The sequence below is a fragment of the Stenotrophomonas maltophilia genome (assembly GCF_013464915.1).
In the GTDB taxonomy this organism is placed as follows: Bacteria; Pseudomonadota; Gammaproteobacteria; order Xanthomonadales; family Xanthomonadaceae; genus Stenotrophomonas; species Stenotrophomonas maltophilia_AT.
The window spans coordinates 75,985-95,287 of sequence record NZ_RAVT01000024.1; the positions used below are offsets into that span (position 1 = coordinate 75,985).

General features: G+C 66.3%; 24 protein-coding genes. All 24 read left to right on the plus strand.

Features of this window, described 5'->3' with window-relative positions; genetic code table 11:
* Positions 1 to 197: 197 nt before the first annotated feature.
* The 24 genes from D7T59_RS08865 to D7T59_RS08980 all read left to right on the plus strand — a co-directional run bounded on the left by D7T59_RS08865 (position 198) and on the right by D7T59_RS08980 (position 19,250).
* Positions 198 to 2,534 (plus strand): VapE domain-containing protein, encoded by a 2,337-nt coding sequence (locus D7T59_RS08865; protein WP_180851399.1) that lies wholly within the window; start codon positions 198 to 200, stop codon positions 2,532 to 2,534.
* A complete protein-coding gene (locus D7T59_RS08870; RefSeq protein WP_180851398.1) occupies positions 2,535 to 2,810 on the plus strand; it encodes a DUF7696 family protein in 276 nt (91 codons plus the stop codon).
* Between the two features lie 74 nt (positions 2,811 to 2,884).
* Positions 2,885 to 3,112 (plus strand): hypothetical protein, encoded by a 228-nt coding sequence (locus D7T59_RS08875; protein ID WP_180851397.1) that lies wholly within the window; start codon positions 2,885 to 2,887, stop codon positions 3,110 to 3,112.
* A 41-nt stretch (positions 3,113 to 3,153) separates the two neighbouring features.
* Positions 3,154 to 3,792, plus strand: a complete 639-nt coding sequence (locus D7T59_RS08880; RefSeq protein ID WP_180851396.1) for a deoxynucleotide monophosphate kinase family protein — start codon at positions 3,154 to 3,156, stop codon at positions 3,790 to 3,792.
* Positions 3,793 to 3,944: 152 nt separating this feature from the next.
* Positions 3,945 to 4,328, plus strand: a complete 384-nt coding sequence (locus D7T59_RS08885) for a hypothetical protein (RefSeq protein WP_049444117.1) — start codon at positions 3,945 to 3,947, stop codon at positions 4,326 to 4,328.
* A 355-nt stretch (positions 4,329 to 4,683) separates the two neighbouring features.
* A complete protein-coding gene (locus tag D7T59_RS08890; protein ID WP_232274011.1) occupies positions 4,684 to 5,112 on the plus strand; it encodes a Mor transcription activator family protein in 429 nt (142 codons plus the stop codon).
* The gene (locus D7T59_RS08895) at positions 5,109 to 5,459 is read left to right on the plus strand and encodes a hypothetical protein (protein WP_043033662.1); all 351 of its coding nucleotides are present in this window, start codon (positions 5,109 to 5,111) and stop codon (positions 5,457 to 5,459) included. The genes D7T59_RS08890 and D7T59_RS08895 overlap by 4 nt, the downstream gene beginning before the upstream one ends.
* Positions 5,456 to 5,941 (plus strand): glycoside hydrolase family 24 protein, encoded by a 486-nt coding sequence (locus D7T59_RS08900; protein ID WP_180851395.1) that lies wholly within the window; start codon positions 5,456 to 5,458, stop codon positions 5,939 to 5,941. The genes D7T59_RS08895 and D7T59_RS08900 overlap by 4 nt, the downstream gene beginning before the upstream one ends.
* Before the next feature lie 80 nt (positions 5,942 to 6,021).
* Positions 6,022 to 6,315, plus strand: coding sequence for a hypothetical protein (locus D7T59_RS08905; protein WP_239506887.1), 294 nt, complete (start codon positions 6,022 to 6,024; stop codon positions 6,313 to 6,315).
* Positions 6,221 to 6,550 carry a hypothetical protein gene (locus tag D7T59_RS08910; protein ID WP_164136929.1) on the plus strand — a complete coding sequence of 110 codons (330 nt, stop codon included), beginning with the start codon at positions 6,221 to 6,223 and terminating at the stop codon, positions 6,548 to 6,550. Before D7T59_RS08905 ends, D7T59_RS08910 begins: the two co-directional genes overlap by 95 nt.
* A 118-nt stretch (positions 6,551 to 6,668) precedes the next feature.
* Complete coding sequence (locus D7T59_RS08915) at positions 6,669 to 7,223, plus strand: hypothetical protein (protein ID WP_180851394.1); 555 nt, start codon at positions 6,669 to 6,671, stop codon at positions 7,221 to 7,223.
* On the plus strand, positions 7,220 to 7,810 hold the full coding sequence (locus D7T59_RS08920; RefSeq protein ID WP_180851393.1) for a phage baseplate assembly protein V: 591 nt from the start codon (positions 7,220 to 7,222) through the stop codon (positions 7,808 to 7,810). The genes D7T59_RS08915 and D7T59_RS08920 overlap by 4 nt, the downstream gene beginning before the upstream one ends.
* Positions 7,811 to 7,862: 52 nt before the next feature.
* Positions 7,863 to 8,201 carry a GPW/gp25 family protein gene (locus tag D7T59_RS08925; protein ID WP_005408332.1) on the plus strand — a complete coding sequence of 113 codons (339 nt, stop codon included), beginning with the start codon at positions 7,863 to 7,865 and terminating at the stop codon, positions 8,199 to 8,201.
* A 2-nt stretch (positions 8,202 to 8,203) separates the two neighbouring features.
* Entirely contained in the window at positions 8,204 to 9,100 is an 897-nt protein-coding gene (locus D7T59_RS08930) for a baseplate J/gp47 family protein (protein ID WP_180851392.1), read from the plus strand.
* Between the two features lie 223 nt (positions 9,101 to 9,323).
* Positions 9,324 to 9,872, plus strand: a complete 549-nt coding sequence (locus D7T59_RS08935; RefSeq protein WP_227860081.1) for a phage tail protein I — start codon at positions 9,324 to 9,326, stop codon at positions 9,870 to 9,872.
* A 7-nt stretch (positions 9,873 to 9,879) separates the two neighbouring features.
* On the plus strand, positions 9,880 to 12,078 hold the full coding sequence (locus tag D7T59_RS08940) for a tail fiber domain-containing protein (RefSeq protein WP_180851390.1): 2,199 nt from the start codon (positions 9,880 to 9,882) through the stop codon (positions 12,076 to 12,078).
* Position 12,079: 1 nt separating this feature from the next.
* A complete protein-coding gene (locus tag D7T59_RS08945; protein WP_180851389.1) occupies positions 12,080 to 12,739 on the plus strand; it encodes a hypothetical protein in 660 nt (219 codons plus the stop codon).
* A gap of 106 nt (positions 12,740 to 12,845) precedes the next feature.
* Entirely contained in the window at positions 12,846 to 14,048 is a 1,203-nt protein-coding gene (locus tag D7T59_RS08950) for a phage tail sheath C-terminal domain-containing protein (RefSeq protein ID WP_180851388.1), read from the plus strand.
* Between the two features lie 2 nt (positions 14,049 to 14,050).
* Positions 14,051 to 14,554 (plus strand): phage major tail tube protein, encoded by a 504-nt coding sequence (locus tag D7T59_RS08955; RefSeq protein ID WP_099553864.1) that lies wholly within the window; start codon positions 14,051 to 14,053, stop codon positions 14,552 to 14,554.
* A gap of 80 nt (positions 14,555 to 14,634) precedes the next feature.
* Positions 14,635 to 14,925, plus strand: a complete 291-nt coding sequence (locus tag D7T59_RS08960) for a phage tail assembly protein (RefSeq protein WP_005412456.1) — start codon at positions 14,635 to 14,637, stop codon at positions 14,923 to 14,925.
* Between the two features lie 120 nt (positions 14,926 to 15,045).
* Positions 15,046 to 17,517, plus strand: coding sequence for a phage tail tape measure protein (locus D7T59_RS08965; RefSeq protein WP_180851387.1), 2,472 nt, complete (start codon positions 15,046 to 15,048; stop codon positions 17,515 to 17,517).
* A gap of 2 nt (positions 17,518 to 17,519) precedes the next feature.
* Positions 17,520 to 17,987 carry a phage tail protein gene (locus D7T59_RS08970; protein ID WP_049430173.1) on the plus strand — a complete coding sequence of 156 codons (468 nt, stop codon included), beginning with the start codon at positions 17,520 to 17,522 and terminating at the stop codon, positions 17,985 to 17,987.
* Complete coding sequence (locus tag D7T59_RS08975; protein WP_180851386.1) at positions 17,971 to 18,186, plus strand: tail protein X; 216 nt, start codon at positions 17,971 to 17,973, stop codon at positions 18,184 to 18,186. The genes D7T59_RS08970 and D7T59_RS08975 overlap by 17 nt, the downstream gene beginning before the upstream one ends.
* Positions 18,177 to 19,250, plus strand: coding sequence for a contractile injection system protein, VgrG/Pvc8 family (locus D7T59_RS08980; protein ID WP_180851385.1), 1,074 nt, complete (start codon positions 18,177 to 18,179; stop codon positions 19,248 to 19,250). The genes D7T59_RS08975 and D7T59_RS08980 overlap by 10 nt, the downstream gene beginning before the upstream one ends.
* Positions 19,251 to 19,303 lie beyond the last annotated feature (53 nt).

Below are 19,303 nucleotides of genomic sequence, written 5' to 3' on the forward strand. Positions count from 1 at the left end.
AATCAGGGATGCAAGGTGCTGGAAGGTGTTGCAAATGAAACCCCATTCCGACACCATGACCGTCACCACCTCCCATCACATCCTGACCACACTGCGTCGGTCGGCCGCTGCGCGGCCTGCGCACGCCAGGCACTGCACAGCACGTTGGCCGCCATCGGCCGCCGTGGACCGATCCACGTTCCCAGGGGCCCCGTCGAATGCACACACCGCATCCCACGCAGGACATCGTTCCCGCGTTCCTGCAGGCCATGCACGCGCACGGCATCGTGCCGGACGCGCGCGGCCGCGACGCGCTCAACGCCGATGGCACCCTGGTACGCTTCCATGTGGAAGGCGACCGTCGTGGCACGCGCAATGGTTGGGCGGTGTTGTTTGGCGACAACGTGCCGGCCGGCGAGTTCGGCAGCTGGCGGACCGGCATCCGCCATGCCTGGTGCGCGAAATCACCGACCGCGTTGAGCGCCGCCGAGCAGCGTGCCATCCGGCAACGCCAGGAGGCGGCCCGCAGCGCGCGCGAACGGGATCAGCGCGAGCGCGAGGACGCCGCCGCCAAGGTGGCCAACGCGCTGTGGAACCGAGCCATTCCCGCGGATGCCCACCACCCCTATCTCGTACGCAAGGGCATCCACGCACATGGCCTGCGTGTGGCGCCATGGCCGGTGCGCAACAGCGATGGGCTGGTCTTCCGCCACATCGACAATGCCCTGCTGGTACCGGTGATGAACAGTGCGGGCCGGATTGTCTCGCTGCAGGCGATCTTTCCACGCATGGATCCGGCACTCGGACGCGACAAGGACTTCCTTTCCGGCGGCCGCAAGCAGGGCTGCTTCCATGTCATCGGCAAGCCGGTTGCCGGCCAGCCAATTGCCATTGCAGAAGGTTACGCCACGGCCGAATCCATCCACCAGGCCACCGGCTGGTGCGCGGTAGTCGCCTGGGATGCGGGCAACCTCGGCCCGGTCGGCCAGGCCTGGCGCGGCGCCATGCCGGACGCGTCGTTCGTGCTATGTGCCGACAACGATCAGTGGACGCGACAGCCGCTGGACAACCCTGGCGTCACCCTGGCCTCGCGGACCGCCGCAGACATCGATGCCCGCGTGGTCTGGCCCGAGTTTGCCGCGCTGCATGGCGACGATGACCGTCCTACCGACTTCAACGACCTGCATCTGCGTGAAGGGCTGGACGCCGTGCGTACCCAGCTGTTGCCCCCCATGCCGCCCGCAGCAGGCGACGACGTGGCGCAGGACGATGCGCCGTCATCGGCCAGCGCGCGCTACCAGGTGCCAGGCAACCTGTCCGCATTCGATGCCTTTACCCCGTTTCCCGACACCAGCGCGCGCGCGCGGCCGTTGCCAACGGCCCGCAACCTGGCCGAGCTGTGCCGCCGCACCGGTGTGACCGTGCGCTACAACGTCATCCGCAAGGATCTGGAGATTCTGGTCCCTGGGCTGCAAACGACCGTGGACAACGCCAAGGAAGTCGCGGCAGGCGAAGTGATGGACTGCATGCACCGCGCCGGCATGGCCACCGCCAGCTTCGAGACCAACCTGTGCCAGGTGGCCGAAGCCAATCCCTACAACCCGGTCGCCAGCTGGATCACCTCACGGCCGTGGGACGGCCAGCCCCGCCTGCAGGCGTTCTTCGACACCGTGCAGGAAGCCCAGCCCACGCGCATGGCCGACGGACGCGTGCTGAAGGAGGTCCTGATGCGGCGCTGGCTGATCTCCGGCGTGGCAGCCGCCTTTGAGCCCGATGGCGTGGTCGCGCGCGGCGTGTTGACGTTCGTCTCGAAACAGAACCTGGGCAAGACGCGCTGGGCACGGCAGCTGGCGCCGGCCGAGCTGCAACTGATCGCCGATGGCGTGGTGCTCGATCCGGCCAACAAGGACAGCGTCAAGCAGGTCATCTCCAAATGGATCGTCGAGCTGGGCGAAGTCGATGCCACCTTCCGCCGTACTGATATCGCGGCGCTGAAATCATTCATCTCGCGCAGCCATGACGAGATCCGCCGCCCCTACGCGCGCACCGAATCCCGCTACGCACGGCGCACCATCCTGTTTGCCAGTGTCAACGACGAACGCTTCCTGCGCGATGCCACCGGCAACACCCGCTGGTGGACCGTGCACGCCGTGGCGTTGGGTGAACCGGCGCGGATCGACATGCAGCAGGTCTGGGCAGAGGCCCATGCGCTGTACTGCAGCGGCGAGACCTGGCACTTGAGTGCCGAGGAACTGGATGCACTGAATGCCACCAACAGCGAACACGAACCCATCTCGCCGATCGCCGAACTGATCGATCGCCATTTCGACTGGTCGCTCCCTGCCGAACACTGGAGCGCGCATTACCGCGCCACCGAGATCGTCATCGCGGCCGGCATCGACAAGCCCAACCGTCGCGAGGTGAACGAGGCCGCCGCCTACGTGGTGAAGCGGCATGGCGTGCGCACCCGCGTGGTGGGCAAAGAGCGGGCCAAGGTCTGGCTGATGCCCGAGCGCAGACGCAGTCTCGCCGAGCACGCGGCAGGGCCGTTCTAGATGCCACGCCTGCATGATGGTCGCGACGTGCATAGCAGCAGCGACGACTGGCGTCTGCACTGCGAAGCACGTCGCCTGCTGCAACTGGACGGCTACCGGCGCATGGACAACGACGGGCGCTGGACGGCGGTCAGCCCGCGCCGGCACCGCCAGCAGTATCTCGAGGGTGTCCTGGCCGCACGCGGCCCGGTTGAGCGTGAGCGCCTGGCAGCAGCGGCATTGCGGCTGTGGACCGCCAGCCCGCCCCTCCAACCGCACCATGACGCAAGTAGATGAAAGGTGTTGACTAGGGACGTCTACGGAGGCAAGATGGCTGTATCGGCCCGCCACCTTCCAGGAGCGCTTCCGCCATGCCTCATCCCCGACTGCATGCCTTCGAAGGTGAGCAGCTGACCGTGCAGCAGATCCACCAGCGGGTACCGGTGCTGTCCGAGCGGACCATCCGCGACCACCTTGCTGCCGGCCGACGTACCCGCACCGCCATGCTGTGCTTTGACCCGATCGCCGCGGCGGCCCGGGGTGGTCGCATCACCCAGCGCATCCTCCGCGCCCGCAGCCTCGCCGGCCGCGATTGCTGATCCTCCGGCACCTGCCGCATTTCTCCAGGAGTAGATTCCGCATGATTCCCGCCTCCCTCGACAGCGGTCATCGCATGATTGCCGACACACTGGCCGCGTTCCGTGCCGGCCCTGCACTGGGCAGCATCGCCCTGCGGCCGGCGCCGCGCGCGCGTGTGCCCCTCTACATCGGCATCGCCGGCAGCAAGCGATCGGGCAAGGACATACTCGCCAATGGACTGGCGTCGGCGTTGGCGCTGCCACGCGACAGCTTCGCGGCCCCACTGCGGCAGTTCGTCGCCTCCCTCCTCGGGCTCTCCCTGCACGAACTGGACAGCCGCAAGGAGGACGCCATCGACTGGCTGGCCGAACTCACCCCGCGCCACCTGATGCAGACCGCCGGTACCGAATGGGGGCGTGACCGCGTCCATCCCGAGCTGTGGGTACGCTCGCTGTTCGCACGCCTGCCCGAGGGTGGGCTGGTACCCGACGTCCGCTTCGCCAATGAGGCCCGCGCGATCCGGCGTCGTGGTGGTGTCGTGATCCGCGTCAACCGCCCGGGCCATTGCAGCAGCGACCCTCATGCCAGCGAGCAGCCGCTGCCGCATGAACTGGTCGACATCGAAGTCGACAACGACGGCAGCCCGGCCGATCTGGTCCGCAGATCCCTGGACCAGCTGCTTTCACGCGGTGTGATCTGATCCGGAACCAGGACCCGCTACCGGCCCCATCCGCTGAACCCAGCGCAGGCCCCGACCCATCATCGGCGAAAATGATGTAAGGTCATCCCCCATCACCGACGACACCTGTCGTCACCCTGCATCCCCAACCAATTTCGCAAAGAGGAAACGCCATGGAGGTCGAACAGTTCACGTCGACGCGCCTGAAGGCCATCGAGTTGTTCAAGTCCCAGCCCAAGGGCAGCAAGGACAACGTGAGCCTGGATGCGATCTTCATCTCGCTGTGCACGCTGGCCACTGCCCGGGCAGGCGCTGGCAGCGCCCAGCAGGCGCGTACCGTGGCCCGCCCGGGCAACCAGCAACCGCCCGCGCCATGGTTCGTCGAAACCCTCGCTGCCCTGAAGGGCAAGGGCGAGTCGATCACCGTGGCGCGCTTCCTGATGTTCGCCAACCGCTTCCCGGTCAAGCGTATGGACCAGGTCAACGCAGCACGCTGGCTGCGCGACGCCGGCTACATCCCCCGCAAGACCGGCGGCAACCTGGTATTCGATCTTTGATCCAGCGCCTCCTGCAGTCCTGAAGCCCCGGCATCGTCCGGGGCTTTTTCGTTTCAGGCCAGTACACGGCGCATGAGGCTGTGTGGCGGGTGGCCGTCCTCACCCTGTACCTGCCCGATCCCCTTGATCCGCCTCTGTTCCTGCCAGGTGAGGACAACGAGTACGGATGTACAGGAAAACATCAGCGGTCGGCGCAAGCGGATGCAGCGCACTGCAGGCAGGCGTGTCGTACTCCTCACCCTTCCTCCCGCACGACTGAACGTCTTCAGTGCGCCGATATAAAAGTAGATGAAAGGTGTTGACTGGCCGGGCGGGATGGCAACAGTGGAGATCAATGCCACTGAAGACATCCTCCATGAACGCCCTGCCCGACAGCATCCAGACCCTGGCCGAGGTCATCGGCGAATCCGCAGCCCTCACGCTGGTGCGTGCGTGGCCGCCGACCACCTCCAGCACCACCGGCCGTCACCGCGTCATCGTCTACGTCCCCTCCACCCTGCCCGACCAGCACCGGCTGATCGACATCCTTGGCCACGACGTCGCCCAGCGGCTGGTCGCGCACTTCGGCGGCGAACTGTTGTTCCTGGCGTCCTGCTTCGCTGCCGGCGCGCACGAACGCCGTGAGCAGATCGCCCGCGCGGTCGCCAGCGGCATGCCGCGCGAGCATGTCGCGCGTGAGTTCGGCGTCTCACAGACCACCATCAAGCGCGCCCTGCGCGGCGCGCGTTCCGCGCCGCCACCGGCCGTCCACCCGGCCCTGCTCAAGGGGTACGCACGCGCATGAACGAGAGCGACCTGCTGGCCGGCGTGCCGGATTGGGCCAAGTACCTGGGCGGGACCTCGGGCGTGCTGATCGCGGTGTCGTTGTGGCTGCGCCAGTGGCTGTCGTCGGCCAAGGTCGACCGCACTGCCGATGAAGCCACCAGCAACACCCTGCGCACCCTGCAGGAACAACTCGCGGCCGAACGTACACGCGCCGATGGACTGATGCACGAACGCGAGGCAATGGCCCAGGAGATCGGGCAGCTGCGCGGTGAAGTCAGCGCCCTGCGTGCACAGATCGCCCAGCAGAGCGTACAGATAGACGCCCTGCTGGCCCTGGTGCGCAAGCAACCGGGAGCGGCCGCATGACCGTCGCCGCCGCCAGTGCCCTCGGTGGCACCAACGTCGCTGCGTTCCTGGACATGCTGGCCGTGTCCGAAGGCACCGACATTCCGGGCCAGCGCTCACGTGACCGCGGCTACGACGTCATCGTCGGCGGCCAGCTGTTCACCGACTACCGCGACCATCCCCGCGTGCTGGTGTCGCTGCCGCGCTACGGCATCAAATCCAGCGCCGCCGGCCGCTACCAGTTCCTGCGCAGCACCTGGGACGACCTGCGCGCACGCCTGGGCCTGCCCGACTTCGGCCCGGTCTCGCAGGACCGCGCGGCGGTCGCCCTGCTGAGACAGTGCGGTGCCTACGAGCTGATCCGGCTGGGACGCTTCGACGCTGCCGTCACCGCGGCACGGCGCATCTGGGCGTCGCTGCCAGGCGCCGGCTACGGCCAGAAGGAGCACGCACTGGAAACGCTGCGCGCGGCGTACCGGGCCGCCGGCGGAGCCCTGCAGTGACGCCCGGGGCACTGAGGTTGGGCATCGGACTGCTGGTCCTTGCCGGCAGCCACGCGAGCTGCGCCTGGCTGGGATGGACCTTGCGCGACCGCAGCGCGGACCTTGCCGCTGCCACCACCCGGGCAGCGCAGCAGGCGGCCCACACCGATGCAGCCCAGCGAGCGTACCAGCAGGCCCTCGCCAACAGCGCCGCAGGCGCGCAGGCCGAATCACAGCGCCTGGCCCGGCAGTCCCGGCGCACCGAACAGTTCAACACCCTGCAACGGGACATCGAGACCCATGCCAAGACTCCTGGTCGTGATCGCGGCGACGCTGACGCTGAGTTCGTGCGCATCTGGCGCGAGGCCAACGCCGGCCACGCCCTGCCGCGCTGATCTCAGCATCGCACCTGCCCAGCTGCTTCCCCCTTCCCGCCTGCCGGACCTGCACGCGGCCAGCGATGACGCGCTGCTGCGCAATCACGTTGCCGTCGCACAGCAGTACCACGCGCTGGCCGACCAGCTGAGTGCGCTGCTGTGCAGCCTCGGCAACCAGCGCGGCATCACCATCAATGGCGCCGCGCCGGCAGCACCTTCCGACTGCAGCAGCAGCGCCACACCCGCGCACTGAGCCTGCCGGATACGGCCACGCCTGCAATGCCACCCCACTGCGGTGATGGCAACACTGGCTGCAGACCGCGCGCGCCTTGCAGCGCTACGCCCTTCCTCCCTTCCCTGCATGAGCTGACATGGCGAACGATCCCTTCCCTCCCACGCTCGATCCGCTGATTGCCGCGATCGAATCCGCAATCCGCGCACGCTTTCCAGGGTTTGCAAGCGTCGAGTTCCATCGCGACGCCAACGCTGAGGGGCTGCCCCTGCCGGCCTGCCTGCTGGCGATGACCCGCTGTGACCGCAGCAGGGACAACAATGATGGCAGTGGCCTTCTGCAGGCCACGCTGCGCTTCGAAGCACGCATTGTGCTGCCGGCAACCGATGCAACCACGGCGCTGCGGCTGCGCAACGCGGCCCTCGCCCTTGCAACCTGGCTGCACCAGCTCGGCCGCTTTCCCGGCGTTGCCAGCGGTGCGATCGATGTGATCGCGGCATTGCCCGAAGACCCAGCGGCGGCACAGCCGGGCCTGCGCACCTGGATCGTCGAGTGGTCGCTGCCGGTCGCACTGGGCCACAACCCGTGGGACGACACCGGTGGCGTGGTGCCGCAGGCGTCCTACAGCTTCGCGCCGGAGATCGGCCGCGCCCATGAGTCCCGCTACCAGCCGTTGCCGGAGCGCGCACGATGAGCGCCGAACACGCGCGGCTGATCGGCAACCTGCTGATGATCGGTGTGGTACGCGAGCTGGACGAGGCGAACGGGCGTGTCCGCGTCGATGCCGACGGCATGCTTACCGACTGGATTCCCTGGCTGGAACGCCGCGCGGGCCCGGGCGTACGCAGCTGGTGCGCGCCCGAACCCGGCGAGCAGGTCGTACTGGCCTGCCCCTATGGCGACCCCGGCCAGGCACTGGTACTCGGCAGCCTGTACCAGGACCGCTTTCCGCCGCCGGCCGACTCGCGCCTGCGGCAACGCACCGAGTTCGCCGACGGCAGCACCGTCGAGTACGACCAGGAAACCAACACGCTCAACGTCCATGTCGGCAGCGGCAAGGTCATCGTCACCTGCGCCAATGCACAGGTGATCGCCAGCGAATCGATCGTGCTCGATACGCCCTCGATCAAGGCGACCGGCGATCTGGATGTCAGCGGCGCGATCAGCGCCGGCAAGGACATCAGCACACCGGGCGAGATCAAGGCTGGCGCCATCGGCCTGAAGGCACACAAGCACACCGCACAGGGCCCAACCGCGCCGACCACGCCGGCCCAGGCCTGAGCGGCCACGCCTGCAATGCCCTGAAAACCCGCACTCCACGACGATAGAGGCCATGCGAGGAATCGACGCCAACACCGGCAAATCACTGGATGGGCTCGCCCATCTCCACCAGTCCGTGCGTGACATTCTCACCACGCCCCTTGGCTCCCGCGTACTGCGCCGCGAATACGGTTCACGCGTGTTTGAACTGATCGATGCGCCGACCAACCGCTCGCTGCGCATGGACCTGATCGCGGCCACCGTCGACGCGCTGGCGCGATGGGAACCGCGTCTCCACGTCGAGAACGTCGACGTCTCCCTCCCCGCCCCCGGCGTGATGATCCTGGCAGTGACCGGGATCCACCTGCCGGACGGCGAGGCCATCACCATCGAAGGAATCGAGGTTCGCTAACCGTGGCATCCGGCTCGTTCACCAGTGTCAATCTGTCCCAGCTGCCTGCCCCGGCGGTCATCGAAGTGCTCGATTTCGAAGCCATGTTCGATGAATCGCTGACCGCGCTGCAGGCCCTGGATCCCACCTTCGACGCGCTGCTGCCGTCGGACCCGGCCTTCAAGATCCTGGAGGTCTGCACCTACCTGCGCCTGCTCGATCGCCAGCGTGTCAACGATGCCGCGCGTGGCGTGATGCTGGCTTATGCCGGTGGCAGCGACCTGGACCACCTCGCCGCGATCTTCGGCGTCGTCCGCCAGGTGCTCGACCCGGGCAGACCGCAGGAAGGCATTCCACCGCGATATGAGAGCGACGAGGACTTCCGCCGCCGCATCCAGCTGGGCCCGGAAGGGTTCAGCGTTGCAGGACCGGAAGGTGCCTATGTATTCCATGCGCTGAGCGCGGACCCGCGTGTGCTCGACGCCAGTGCGACCAGTCCCGCCCCCGGCGAAGTGGTGGTCTCGGTGCTGTCGCGCGAAGCGGATGGAACCGCCACCCAGGGCCTGCTCGACATCGTCGAGGCGAAGCTGAGCGCGGATGACGTGCGACCGCTGACCGACCAGGTGCTGGTGAAGCCGGCCACGATCGTCAACTACACGGTCGACGCCACGCTGTTCACCTTTGCCGGCCCGGACTCACAGGTCGTGCTTGCCGAAGCGCGCACCCGCCTGGACCGCTACATCAGCGAGTCACATCGCCTCGGCCGCGATGTCACCCGTTCGGGGTTGTTCGCCGCATTGCATGCCGAGGGCGTGCAGCGCGTGGAGATCCTCCATCCGGCTGCAGATGTGGTGGTGGACCGAACCCAGGCCACGCACTGCACCGGCGTGACCCTGACCCATGGCGGCACCGATGAATGAGCCGAGCACGCGCCTGATCAACGCGCGCCTGCACGGCGCGATCGATGGCCGCAACCGCACCTTCCGCCACCCCGGCGGCACGCTGGCGACCCTGCAGTCGGTATTCCGCACCGATGCGCAGGGGCGCAAGCTGCTGCAGGGCAGCGTCATCGAGGGCAGCATCGTCACCCTGGCCGCTGCACCGGCGCCCGGCGAGGTCATCGATGGTGACGCCCAGGTGGTGGTGCCTTCGGCGGCGAACCTGCTTCCCGCCAACGCCACCCACGCCGAGCGCGCGCTTGCCCGCGCCATCGTTGCACGTCCGTTGCCGGTGGACATCACCGCGCTGTGGGATGCCGACCGCTGTCCGACCGCGCTGCTGCCCTGGCTGGCCTGGGCGCTGTCGGTGGACGAATGGAAGGCCTACTGGCCCGAAGCCGTGAAGCGCGCCCGGGTGCGTACGGCCATCGCCATCCAGCGACGCAAGGGCACCGCCGGCAGCGTGCGTGACGTGGTGGCCGCCTTCGGTGGCTCGGTGCTGATCCGCGAGTGGTGGCAGCTGCAGCCCAAGGGCGCGCCGCACACCTTCGAAGCGGTGATGACCATCGCCAACCAGGATGGCCAGTCCGCCACGGCGATGTTCGTCGAGGACGTCATCGGCGAAATCACCCGGACCAAGCCGGTGCGCTCGCATTTCACCTTTACCCAGGGCATGCAGGCCGACGCCGCCGTCGGCGCACTTGCAGCCGCCCACGCCACGGCCTTCCGCCGCCTTCAACTGATCGGAGAGTAACCCCCGCATGCGCTTGAAAATCACCGATGCCGGCTTCGCCAAGCTGGTCAATCCGCCGAACACCGGCACCAACGCCGTCCTGATCACCCAGATCGGCCTGACCCCGACCGCCTTCGTGCCTTCGGCGGGGCTCACCGCGCTGCCCGGCGAAATCAAGCGCGTGGCGACGTTCGGCGGCCAGGCCGTGGGCGATGACACCGTGCACGTCACCATCCGCGACGACAGCACCACGTCCTACACGCTGCGCGGCTTCGGCCTGTACCTGGCTGACGGCACCCTGTTCGCAAGCTACGGCCAGGCCGATCCGATCATGGAGAAGTCGGCCGCATCGATGCTGCTGCTGGCCACCGATACCCGCTTCAGCGGGATCGACACGACGCAGATCCAGTTCGGCGATGCCGGCTTCCTCTATCCGCCGGCCACCACCGAGGTCGTCGGTGTGGTCGAGCTGGCCACCAGCACCGAAGCCGAAGATGCCACCGACACCCAGCGCGCGGTAACCCCGCGCGGCCTGCGCGCCTACACCGACAAGCGCTTCGGCGCCAGCGCCCCGAGCGCGCTGGCGAAGACGCTGCTGTCCGCGGCGAACACCAGCGCGGCGCGCACTGCGCTGGAACTGAAGAGTGCCGCGCTGAAGGACACCGGGCATGGCAACGGCCTGGACGCCGACACCCTGGACGGCAAGCACGCCTCCGAGTTCGCCCTGGCCGGTGACTTCGCCACCGTGGGCCACAAGCATGTGATTGCTGATGTGACCGGGCTGCAGTCGGCACTGGATGGCAAGGCGTCCAGGGGCGGCAACACGTTCACCGACCAGCAGTTCATCGCGGGCAGCTCGCCCCTGGTCGGCTTCGGTAGTTCGGGCGCAGAACAGTCGTTCATTGGCGGCTGGGCAAACACCGGACTGTGGCGCGTGTGGAGTACCGACCGTAGCGCCAGCAGCGAGATCACCATCAAGCATGGTGATGGCCCGCGCTGGAATGGATCGGCGATGTGGCATGCGGGCAATTTCGCACCGGACTCGAAGATCAACCTGACCGGTGGCACGTTCACTGGCAACGTCACCATCAAGAGCAACTCGCTGCGGCTATCCGGCTGGGGTAACGCCGCGACCGACGGTGTTGTGTACTTCGGCTCAGGCGATAGCTACCTCTTCAAGAGCGGTTCTGCGTTCTCGCTCAAGAACGTGGAAGGTGGATTCACCGCGACGATCAACTCTGGCGGCACCGTCTGGACCAGTGGGAACTTTGATCCGGCAAGCAAGGTGAACAAGGCCGGCGACGTGATGCCCGGCGCCCTCCGGGTAAACAATGCAGTGAGGATGGCTGCGGGCGCCGACCGCATGCTTCGCGTCATGGATTTCGATGGTCGAAGCGTAATCCAGGGCGTCAATGACGCGGAGTCCGAATTCACGCCGATCGAGATGCGCGGCTCGTACATCAATATGCCCTGCGAGGTTCGCCCATTGCGAATCCGGATTCCACACGACGCGTACGGCACCGAGATTCTGTGGAATCAACTCGGTAGCGAGAACGGCTACGGATGTTCGGAGTACATCAATTATCGTGGCGGCGGCACTGGTGGTCACGTGTTCTACGCGGCGGTCGCGAACGTCTCGCAGCGCCGAACCGGACGTATCACTGAAACTGGAAACATTGACTCTTATCCGACCGCGCCAAATCCTGGGACCGGCGTATCCAGCTTTGGCTTCCGTACTGGCGGCAGCTTCGGTGGCGGCTACGGGATGACCGATGGGGGCCTCACTTGTGGCATCTACATGCAATCAGGTGGAACGAACATCGGCTTCGGTAGCGTTGGTGGCGGTGTAGGACAGCAGCTTCGCATCGATCAGTACGGAAACCTCAATGTAGTTGGCGCTGCCAGCGCCAACGGCGGCTTCGATGTCGGCTCGTCACGCAAGCTGAAAGAGATCGACAGCGTGGTCCCTTATGGTCTGGCAGACGTCGAGCGCATGGAGCTCGCATCTGGCCACTACAAGCCCGAGTACAACGACGACGGTCGTCGCCGCCTGTTCTTCGTCGCCGAGCAGCTGGCCGAACTGGTGCCGGAAGCGGTCGACCTGGAAGGCGTCGAGTTCCAGGGTGAGCGCGTGGCATCGGTCAAGCTCGACCAGCTGCTGCCGGTGATGGCCAAGGCCATCCAGGAACTGGCCGCCGAGGTGCGCGCACTGAAAGCGGAGCGCTGACATGCCCAGCGGATATCGCTCTTCCGGCGTCGACTTTGACGACCTGTTCGATCCGTACGTCGAAGGTCCGCAGGCACAGGACTCGGGCCGCCGTATCGGCGGCACCGACCTCAGTCGTCGCTATGCCCACATCCAGTACGGCAGCAAGCGTGCCGACGTAGGCCATCGCATCAACGGCATGGACGTATCCAACCTGTGGGCGGCCCGCGGCAGCGCCACCTACAGGCTGCCGTTCCACGGCAAGGGCTACTCGGCAAGCAATGGCGCCAAGACCAACTCCAGCGGCTCCGTGTCGGCAACCGTCTCCATCCTGATGTATGCCGACGGCACCTATGCCATCCGCACGGGCGTCGCCGGTGGCGGCAATGGAGGCAGCTCAGTAGCAGCGTCGGGCCAGTGGCTTCCGGCAGGTGCAAGCGTTTCCGAGTACGAAGTGCAGATTACCGGCTCCTCGCCAGCTAAAGCCTCTTTCAGCACCAGTGCTCCCTCGTTCGTGCCGGCATCGGCGGCACCGTCGGCAAGCGTGTCGATCAGCGTCCCTGCCAGGTCCGCCAGCTACGAATCGGACAGCGTCAGCATTTCCGTCGCGCTGCGCCGTGCCGGAGGTATCGCCCAGGTTTCCACCTTCAGCGCCAGAGTCAGCGCCTCCGGCTGGGTCTGATCGATCAGCGGGCCACCGCTGCAATTAACCCGACAACCACATTCTCCGAACATTACCCCGTCGCCTGCACAAGCCGGCACACACCCACACCGAGGAAGAACCCCGAATGACCGAATTTCTCCATGGCGTACAGGTCGTCAACATCGATACCGGTGCCCGATCGATTGCCATCGCCTCCAGCAGCGTGATCGGCATCGTCGGCACCGCACCGCTGGCTGACACCGAAGCGTTCCCCATCAACACCCCCGTCCTGGTGACCTCGCCGTCGCAGGCCGCCAAGCTGTCGGCTACCACCGGCACCGAAGCCGGCACGCTGCCCGGCGCACTCGATGCGATCTTCGATCAGTCCAGCGCTGTCGTCGTCGTCATCCGCGTCGAGAAGGGCGCCAATGAAAGCGCCACCCTGGCCAACGTGCTGGGCGGTGTGAACGCACAGACCGGTGCCTATGAAGGCGTGCATGCCCTGCTGGCGGCCAAGTCCATCGTCGGCGTGAAGCCGCGCATCCTGGTCGCACCCGGCTTCACCCATGTGCACCCGGCCGACCCGGCCAAGCCGGAGGCCGTGCTGGCCAACCCGGTCGTGGCCGAACTGCTCGGCATCGCCGACAAGCTGCGCGCAGTGATCATCAAGGACGGCCCGAACAGCAACGATGATGCCGCCAAGTCCACCGCCGCCCTGACCGGCTCCAAGCGTGTCTACGTGGTCGACCCGGCGCTGCTGGTGCAGTCCGGTGATGCCATCGTCACCCGCTATGCCTCCGGTGCCGTGGCCGGTGCCATCGCCCGCAGCGACAACGAGCGCGGCTGGTGGGCGTCGCCGTCGAACCTGGAACTCAACGGCGTGGTTGGCACCGCGCGTGCAATCGACTTCGGCCTGTCCGATGCCACCAGCCGCGCCAACCTGCTGAACCAGGCCAACGTGGCAACGGTCATCCGCGAAGGGGGCTTCCGCCTGTGGGGCAACCGCACCACCAGCATCGATCCGAAGTGGCAGTTCCTGTGCGTGGTGCGCACCGCCGACATCATCGCCGACAGCCTGGAAGCCGCCCACCTGTGGGCCGTCGACCGCGGCATCAGCAAGACCTACGTCGATGACGTGCGCGAGGGCGTCAATGCCTTCCTGCGCGGGCTGAAGACCCAGGGCGCGATCCTCGGCGGCAACTGCTGGATCGACCCGGAACTGAACGCAGCTGACAGCGTGGCCCAGGGCCGCTTCTACTGGGACTTCGACTTCACCCCGACCTACCCGGGTGAGCAGCTGACCTTCCGCATGCACATGAACAACAACTACGTCTCGGAGATCTTCTAAGCATGGCGCGCAAGATCCGTAAAAACTTCAACTTCTACGTCGACGGCAAGGGTTATGCCGGCAGCGTGATGTCCTTCACTGCACCGAAGCTGTCGCTGAAGACCGAGGACTTCCAGGCCGGCGGCATGCTCGCCCCGACCGAGATCGTGCTCGGCCATGAAAAGCTCACCGCCGAGGTCGAGTTCGCCTCGGACGACGCGGAGATCATGACCAAGTTCCACGTCATCGAGAGCAAGGAGTACGGCTTCACCGCCCGCGAAGCGCTGGAAGGCGACGACGGCGAAGTGACCCAGGTCGTGCACAACATGCGCGGCAAGGTGAAGCTGCTGGACCGTGGTGAAACCAAGGTCGGCGAGAAGGGCACGATCAAGGTCAGCCTGGCGCTGAGCTACTACAAGCTGACCCATGGCGCCCAGGTCGTGCAGGAGATCGACGTGGTCAACATGATCGCCCGCCAGGGTGGCGTCGACGTCCTGGCCGGCATCCGCGGCGCGCTGGGCATCTGAGCCCACGCCGCACCGAAGAACCCGGGGGCGCCTCGCGCCCCCGCATCCATCGCACCGCATCGCATTCCAGGAACGCCTCCATGTCCAGCAAGACCAAGACCCCCACCGACACCGTCATCGAGCGCGATGGCTTTGCCGAGATCACCCTCACCCGCCCGCGCCAGGTCAACGGCATGGAGACCGCCGTGCTGCGCATGCGTGAACCGACCGTGGAAGACATGGAGCGCTACCAGGACGACAAGGGCAGCGACGCCCAGCGTGAGGTGCGGATGATCGCCAACCTGTGCGAGATCTCGCCGGACGACGTGCGCAAGATGCCGCTGCGCGACTACGCCCGACTGCAGGCAGGCGTCGCGCTTTTTACCACCTGACCCTGCCACAGATCAGGCAGGGAGTGCTTGCCCTGGCCGGTCATACCGGCTGGGGCCTGCGCGAGATCATGACGCTGCGGGTGTCGAAGTTCATCTGGTGGATTCAGGGGTTGCCGGTACATGGCCAATAACGTTCAAACGACAACGATCACGATCGGCGGCTCGGTGTCCAGATCGCTGAAGGACGCATTGTCCTTCGCCAACGATGGCATCAAGCGCATCGGCACCGAGTTGACGCTGCTGGACCGCAGGCTTGCCCGTCTGAGCACGACGAGCAAGGAATACGCTCGCATGCGTACCCAGGTCGACGCGCTGCGTGCCTCGCAGGAGGCACTGGAGAGCATCGAGGCAAAGCGCACCGCCAACCTGGAAAAGCGCGAGAAGCTCGGCTCGGCATTCGGCCAGGCACGTGGTGCGCTTGGCACGGCCGTTACCGCGCTGGCCAAGCCGGTGGAGAACGCCTCCGGCTTTGCCCGCCAGAACCAGCAGATCGGCGTGGCCGCCAACCTCAGCCGGGCCCAGGTGAGCGCCTTGGGGCAGGCCATCCTGGAACAGTCGCGTGCGACCAACCAGGGCGCCGACGCGCTGCAGCGCTCGATCAGGCTGATGATCGACGCCGGCATGGATGCGCAATCAGCCCAGGCCAGCCTGGGCGCGGTCGGGCGGACCACCACCGTCACCGGCGCCAGCATCGATGATGTGGCCCAGGCCGCGGCCGCCCTGCAGCAGTCGTTTGATATCGATCCCTCGCGCATGCAGAACGCGCTGGATGTGCTGGTCGTCAACAGCCGGCAGGGCGGCCTGGGCCTGAAGGACATGGCCGAAGTGCTGCCTGCCCTGGGTTCGTCGTTCGAAGCGATGAAGCTGCAGGGCACCTCGGCGGCCGCCACCCTCGGCGCCGCCCTGCAGGCCACGCTGGATTCGGCCGGCGGCGCCGACAAGGCCGCCAGCAACATGAAGAATTTCATGTCGTCCGTCCTGTCGCCGGAGCTGCAGAACAAGGCAAAGAAGAGCCTCAATCTGGATCTGCGCAAGATCATCGGTGACGCACAGACCGACGGCGGCAATCCCTTCGATGCCGCCATGCAGGGAATCATCCAGGCCACTGCGGGCGACCAGAAGAAGATCGGCGCACTGTTCGGCGATGCCCAGGCGAAGAACTTCGTCCAGCCGATGATCGAGAACTGGGACACCTATGTTCGAGCCCGCGACAAGGCGCTGAATGGATCGGCGGGCACCACCGATGCAGCCTATGCCGATGCGATGCAGACCGATCCGCAGAAGATCGAGGGCGCCAAAATCGCCGTGGACAACCTGTCCAAGGCCTTCGGTGCCGCGCTGCTGCCGGCGGTGGGCGAGGCCGCGGTCAAGCTCACCGAACTGCTGAACGGGGTCACCTCGTTCGTGCAGGAAAACCCGAAGCTGATCGCCAACACCACGCAGATCGTGGTCGGCATGCTGGGCATGCGCACCGCGGTGCTCGGCGCACGCTACGCCTGGACCTTCCTGCAGGGCCCGATCCTGGCTGCGCAGAAGGCCTTCGAGCTGTTCCGTGGCGGCAGCCTGCTGGCCCAGTTGGGACGCTTCGGGCCGATGGCGATGCGCCTGGCGTCGGGCTTCCGCATCGTCGCAACTGCCGTGGCCGCCATCGGTGGCGGGCCGATAACGATCGCCATCGCAGCGATCACCGCAGGCGCCATCCTGGTGCGCAAGTACTGGGAGCCGATCAAGGCATTCCTCGGAGGACTCTGGCAGGGGGTGAGCGACTCCGCCGGTGCCGCGATGGGCGAGATCATGGCCGCTGTCGAGCCACTGCGCCCGGTTTGGGAGGCAATGGGCGAAGTGTTCAGCCGGGTATGGAACTGGATCAGCCAGCTGATCGCACCGGTCGAGTACAGCGGCGACGCGCTCTCGCGTGTTGGCGAAGTGGGCCGCTTCGTCGGCACCCTGCTGTTTGAAAGTTTCCGCATGGCGATCGCTGCCGTCGGCAACATCATCCAGACCATCGTATTCCTCAATGATGCAGCGATGTCCTTGGGCGAAACCATTGGTACCGCGCTGATCGGCAGATGGGATTCGATGAAGGAGACTGCCCGCGCCGCGATCAACGTGGTGATGGATGCACTGAAGCCCCTGCTGGAGCTGATCGATGGTCCACTGGGTGATCTGGGAGGGCTTGTCGGCAAGGGTCTGAACGTTGCATCAGGCTTCCTGGGGCAGCTCAAGGAAGGCGCAGTCGATGGCATGAAGAGCATCGGCAACGGTGTGGTTGGATACAGCAACATGCGCGCCCAGGGCCGAGGCGGCCTGAACGATGCGTTGTATACCGGTGTTGCGGTGGCAATGGGTGACAGGCCCGCCGTCCGAGAGCAGGAGGACAGCCTGCGCCGCGCCATGCAGGGCCGTCCTGCACCCGACATGCCCGCGCCCACCCCACGCGGCGTCACCACCGTGCAGCAACAACAGACCAACAACATCACCATCCACCAGCAACCGGGTGAATCCAGCGAATCCGTAGCACGTCGCACCGCCGACGAACTGCAGCGTCGCAACGCGGTTGCCGCCCGTGGTGGCCTTGCAGACAGGAATTGAGCATGAAGCGCGAGTTCGTAACCGGCACAGTGGACAAGCTGCTGTCGCAGTTCAAAGCCAACGATTCCGGCAACGCTCCGGTACTGCTGATGCTGGGCGGCTTCAAGTTCAGCCTCAACACTGCCGTGTTCCAGGACATCCAGCAGAGCAACGAGTATGGCTGGGCAGCGCAGGAACGCATCGGCCAGATGGCTGCGCTGCAGTACACCGGGCCCGGCAAGGCCAGCATGACGCTGCCTGGCGTCATCCACTATGCGTTCCGCGGTGCCGGCAATGAGCTCTCGCAGCTGCGCAAGCTGGCCGCGCAGGGCAAGCCACAGCGGTTGCTGACCGGCAAGGGCGGGAACCTGGGGCTGTGGGTCATCGACAAGATCGACGCCACCGCCTCCGGTTTCACTGCCGATGCCGGAATCCAACGGCACGAATTCACCCTCTCCCTGCGGAAGCACAGCGATGGCACGAACGTATAACACCCGCGATGGCGACGTCGTCGACCGCATTGCGTACACGCACTATGGCGAACAATCTCCGGCCATCGTGCGCGCGGTGTTCGACGCCAACCCGGGCCTTGCCGCCCGCGGCGCGGTACTGCCCGCGGGCATGGCGATCACCCTGCCGGATGTGCAGCGCCCAGCAAACGAGCGCAGGGGAGTGGCCCTGTGGGACTGAACATCACACCGGCATTCCGCGTGGTGGCCAACAACCAGGACATCACCGACATCATCAGGTCGCGCTTCAAGTCGCTGCGGATCACCGACGAGACCGACAACACCTCGGACATGCTGGAACTGCAACTGGCCGACCATGATCCTTCCGATCCGATCCAGCTGCCGCCGGCAGGCGCGGAGCTGGAAGCCTTCATCGGCTACGACGGTGACGTGCGGCGCATGGGCCTGTACATCTGCGACGAAGTGGAGATTTCCGGCTACCCCGGCAGCATGACCCTGCGCGCCCGCGCGGCGCCGTTCGAGGCCAGCAAGGGCGGCAAGAACGATCTGCAGACGCAGAAGACGCGCACCTGGAAGAAGGGCACCACGATCGGCGGCATGGTGCAACGCATGGCCGGCGAACACGGAATGGGCGCTGCCGTAAGCGCATCGCTTGCATCGATCGCGCTGCCGCTGACGGTGCAGTCGCAGGAGTCGGACATGAACCTGCTGCTGCGCCTGGCCAGGCAGCATGACGCCATCGCCAAGCCGGGCGGTGGCCGCCTGATGTTCGTCAAACGTGGTGAATCCACCAGTGCCAGCGGTGAGCGCATTCCCGACGTCACCCTGACCCCGGCCGATGGCAGTGCCTACAAAGTGAGCATCGTCTCACGCGAGAAGACAGGCACCACCATCGCCTATTACCGCGATGTACGCGGTGCCACGCGCCAGGAAGTGAAGCTGGGCAGCGGTGAGCCGATCGTGCGCCTGCGCATGGCCTACGCCGACCGCGAAACCGCCGAAGCTGCAGCGCGCGCCAAGCACCAGGAACAGGCCAGGCAGACGCGTACGCTGAGCTACACCCTGCCCGGCCGCGAGACGCTGATGGCCGAAGCCACGGTGGTGATGCAGGGCTTCCGCGATGGCGTGGACGGGCAGTGGCTGGTCAAGCGTGCCGAGCACAACATCAGCCACGACGGCTACGTGACCAGCATCGAGTGCGAACAACCCAACAGCGCCGACGCAGTGAAGGCGGCCCGCAGTGCCGCGGCCACCGAAGGCGAGCAGGTCGGCAGCGAGGTGTAAATCCACGCGGGCGTGGATCTACATCGGCGGCCTCGACCAAGCTCGGTAGATCC

Bases quoted from the DNA above. Each gene is read 5' to 3' on its own strand.
- D7T59_RS08880 (WP_180851396.1), top strand. From the start codon at position 3,154: ATGATTCCCGCCTCCCTCGACAGCGGTCATCGCATGATTGCCGACACA.
- D7T59_RS08965 (WP_180851387.1), top strand. From the start codon at position 15,046: ATGGCCAATAACGTTCAAACGACAACGATCACGATCGGCGGCTCGGTG.
- D7T59_RS08940 (WP_180851390.1), top strand. From the start codon at position 9,880: ATGCGCTTGAAAATCACCGATGCCGGCTTCGCCAAGCTGGTCAATCCG.
- D7T59_RS08945 (WP_180851389.1), top strand. From the start codon at position 12,080: ATGCCCAGCGGATATCGCTCTTCCGGCGTCGACTTTGACGACCTGTTC.
- D7T59_RS08890 (WP_232274011.1), top strand. From the start codon at position 4,684: ATGAACGCCCTGCCCGACAGCATCCAGACCCTGGCCGAGGTCATCGGC.
- D7T59_RS08870 (WP_180851398.1), top strand. From the start codon at position 2,535: ATGCCACGCCTGCATGATGGTCGCGACGTGCATAGCAGCAGCGACGAC.
- D7T59_RS08895 (WP_043033662.1), top strand. From the start codon at position 5,109: ATGAACGAGAGCGACCTGCTGGCCGGCGTGCCGGATTGGGCCAAGTAC.
- D7T59_RS08920 (WP_180851393.1), top strand. From the start codon at position 7,220: ATGAGCGCCGAACACGCGCGGCTGATCGGCAACCTGCTGATGATCGGT.
- D7T59_RS08950 (WP_180851388.1), top strand. From the start codon at position 12,846: ATGACCGAATTTCTCCATGGCGTACAGGTCGTCAACATCGATACCGGT.
- D7T59_RS08955 (WP_099553864.1), top strand. From the start codon at position 14,051: ATGGCGCGCAAGATCCGTAAAAACTTCAACTTCTACGTCGACGGCAAG.
- D7T59_RS08885 (WP_049444117.1), top strand. From the start codon at position 3,945: ATGGAGGTCGAACAGTTCACGTCGACGCGCCTGAAGGCCATCGAGTTG.
- D7T59_RS08960 (WP_005412456.1), top strand. From the start codon at position 14,635: ATGTCCAGCAAGACCAAGACCCCCACCGACACCGTCATCGAGCGCGAT.
- D7T59_RS08875 (WP_180851397.1), top strand. From the start codon at position 2,885: ATGCCTCATCCCCGACTGCATGCCTTCGAAGGTGAGCAGCTGACCGTG.
- D7T59_RS08910 (WP_164136929.1), top strand. From the start codon at position 6,221: ATGCCAAGACTCCTGGTCGTGATCGCGGCGACGCTGACGCTGAGTTCG.
- D7T59_RS08925 (WP_005408332.1), top strand. From the start codon at position 7,863: ATGCGAGGAATCGACGCCAACACCGGCAAATCACTGGATGGGCTCGCC.
- D7T59_RS08975 (WP_180851386.1), top strand. From the start codon at position 17,971: ATGGCACGAACGTATAACACCCGCGATGGCGACGTCGTCGACCGCATT.
- D7T59_RS08900 (WP_180851395.1), top strand. From the start codon at position 5,456: ATGACCGTCGCCGCCGCCAGTGCCCTCGGTGGCACCAACGTCGCTGCG.
- D7T59_RS08915 (WP_180851394.1), top strand. From the start codon at position 6,669: ATGGCGAACGATCCCTTCCCTCCCACGCTCGATCCGCTGATTGCCGCG.
- D7T59_RS08865 (WP_180851399.1), top strand. From the start codon at position 198: ATGCACACACCGCATCCCACGCAGGACATCGTTCCCGCGTTCCTGCAG.
- D7T59_RS08970 (WP_049430173.1), top strand. From the start codon at position 17,520: ATGAAGCGCGAGTTCGTAACCGGCACAGTGGACAAGCTGCTGTCGCAG.